2 protein-coding genes are annotated in these 1,911 nt (G+C 62.2%); one reads left to right on the top strand and one right to left on the bottom strand.

Annotated features, from left to right (window positions below; genetic code table 11):
- Positions 1–243: 243 nt before the first annotated feature.
- Positions 244–819, bottom strand: coding sequence for a DUF6436 domain-containing protein (locus OC610_RS26665; RefSeq protein WP_264432218.1), 576 nt, complete (start codon positions 817–819; stop codon positions 244–246).
- Between the two features lie 107 nt (positions 820–926).
- Here OC610_RS26665 and OC610_RS26670 point away from each other — a divergent pair, with 107 nt between their 5' ends.
- Positions 927–1,874 carry a phospholipase BipL gene (locus tag OC610_RS26670; RefSeq protein WP_264432219.1) on the top strand — a complete coding sequence of 316 codons (948 nt, stop codon included), beginning with the start codon at positions 927–929 and terminating at the stop codon, positions 1,872–1,874.
- The last annotated feature ends 37 nt before the right edge of the window (positions 1,875–1,911 follow it).

Below are 1,911 nucleotides of genomic sequence, written 5' to 3' on the forward strand. Positions count from 1 at the left end.
GCGGCGGCGGTTGTTAATCGATTCAGCTCGACGGTCGGAACGCCTCGAAAACCCCTGATAACCCGACTGGCTTGGGGCTTGGCGGCAAAAAAGAGGCGCATCGGGCGCCGAGGGCAAAATTGGATCCGACAAACGGTTCAGCTAAAACGGTCACTTTGAGCAAGGGCTCTAAAAAAGAGCAAGCGCTCAACTTTTTCCGTCGAGGACGGATATGTTGTCAATACGTATCGTAGTTTGATTAGATCAATTCGAAGTCGACCATGGGCAATAACAGCCCACCGCGAGGGTATGGGTCGCGTTAACTTCCCGGTCAACACTTAGTGCTTCGAGAATCGGCTCGATAAAGCTGTTGCTGGAGTTGCAGGTCAAGCCCTCGCTGTAAGGACCGAAGTATGCCAACTTGCCGGCGCGGTCCCAGATCGCCACGGCGGGACTGGCGGGAATCTGCCCCGAGCCCGGCAACGCGGCCAGGGGCTTGAGGTGGGTCAGGTTGGAGGGTAGGTGCCCTTGGCTGCCGGTTTTCTGGACCGCATAGAACTCGACCCCTTGGGGTGCGTATTTGTCGATCAGCTCGGAAAGGTGCTGCTGGTTGCCGACGTTGCACGGGCAGGCCGGATCCCAGAAATGCACCAGGCGGATCGCGCCGGGGCCGGCCAGGTCGGGAGGCAGGCGCAACGGATCGCCGGAAAACACCGCGGTGTGTTGGCTGAACGCCCGGAGGAAGCGCCCCTGGAACCAGTCGTAGGCGAACCACAGCACGGCGGCGCACCCGAGGGCGATGAGGCTGGCAAGCAAGGTCGTACGGTGGGACGAGCGCATGGAGTCGATCCTCTTAAGCGGCGTAGCTTGCCATGCCTGGCGCGACAGATGAATATCGCAGGCTCATAAAGCCTGTTTCGCGCGATGCGCTTTTGCCTGGACTCTTGATGCCTGCCTCTTTCGACCCCGATCTCCTGCGCGCCAACCTGCAACCCCTGGCGCAATGGCAGCCCCTTTCTGCGCAAGCGCAGGCGTACCAGCATTTCTATGGGCTGGATTTCCCGACACGTACCTTGCGCCGAGGCCTGGGGCGGTTCCAGCGCGCCGGGTATGAGTTGGTGGGCCAGGTGTGGTGGCCGGAAAAGGCCGTGGCGACCTTGTTCCTCTTTCACGGCTATTACGACCATATGGGCTTGTATCGGCACCTGATCGAATGGGCACTGGATCAGCAGTTCGTGGTCATCAGTTGCGACTTGCCGGGCCATGGCCTGTCGGGTGGTGAGCGCGCCAGCATCGGCGATTTCGCCGACTACCAGGCAACGTTGCAAGGCCTGCTGGCTGAGGCCGGAACGCTGGATTTGCCGCAACCCTGGCACCTGTGCGGACAAAGCACCGGCGGGGCGATCGTAGTGGACCATGTGCTCAACCAGGGCGCGCAAAGTCCGGCCCAGGGCCAGGTCATCCTGTTGTCGCCGTTGGTGCGACCTCGGGCCTGGGGCTGGTCACGCCTCAGCTATTACCTGCTCAAGCCCTTCGTGACCGGCATCGCCCGGCGCTTCAGTGAGAACTCCACCGATCCGGATTTCCTGCCATTCCTGCAGGCCGACCCCCTGCAACCGCTGCGCCTGCCCACCGCGTGGGTCGGCGCGCTGGCGCAATGGATCAAGCGTATCGAGGCGGCGCCGAGCAGCCCGCGCCAGCCGCTGATTGTGCAGGGGCAGGCGGACATGACCGTGGATTGGCGGCATAACCTGCAGGTGCTGCGCGGTAAGTTCGATCGGCCGCAAGTCTTGATGCTGCCCGAAGGACGGCATCACCTGGCGAACGAGGCGCTGGTGATTCGGCAGGAGATGTTTGAGTTTCTGAGCAAGCGGATGAGCCGGGGCCGGCGGTGACTGAGCTACCGTCAATCGCGAGCAAGCTCGCTCCCAC

Source organism: Pseudomonas agronomica, assembly GCF_025917275.1.
Taxonomy (GTDB): Bacteria; Pseudomonadota; Gammaproteobacteria; order Pseudomonadales; family Pseudomonadaceae; genus Aquipseudomonas; species Aquipseudomonas agronomica.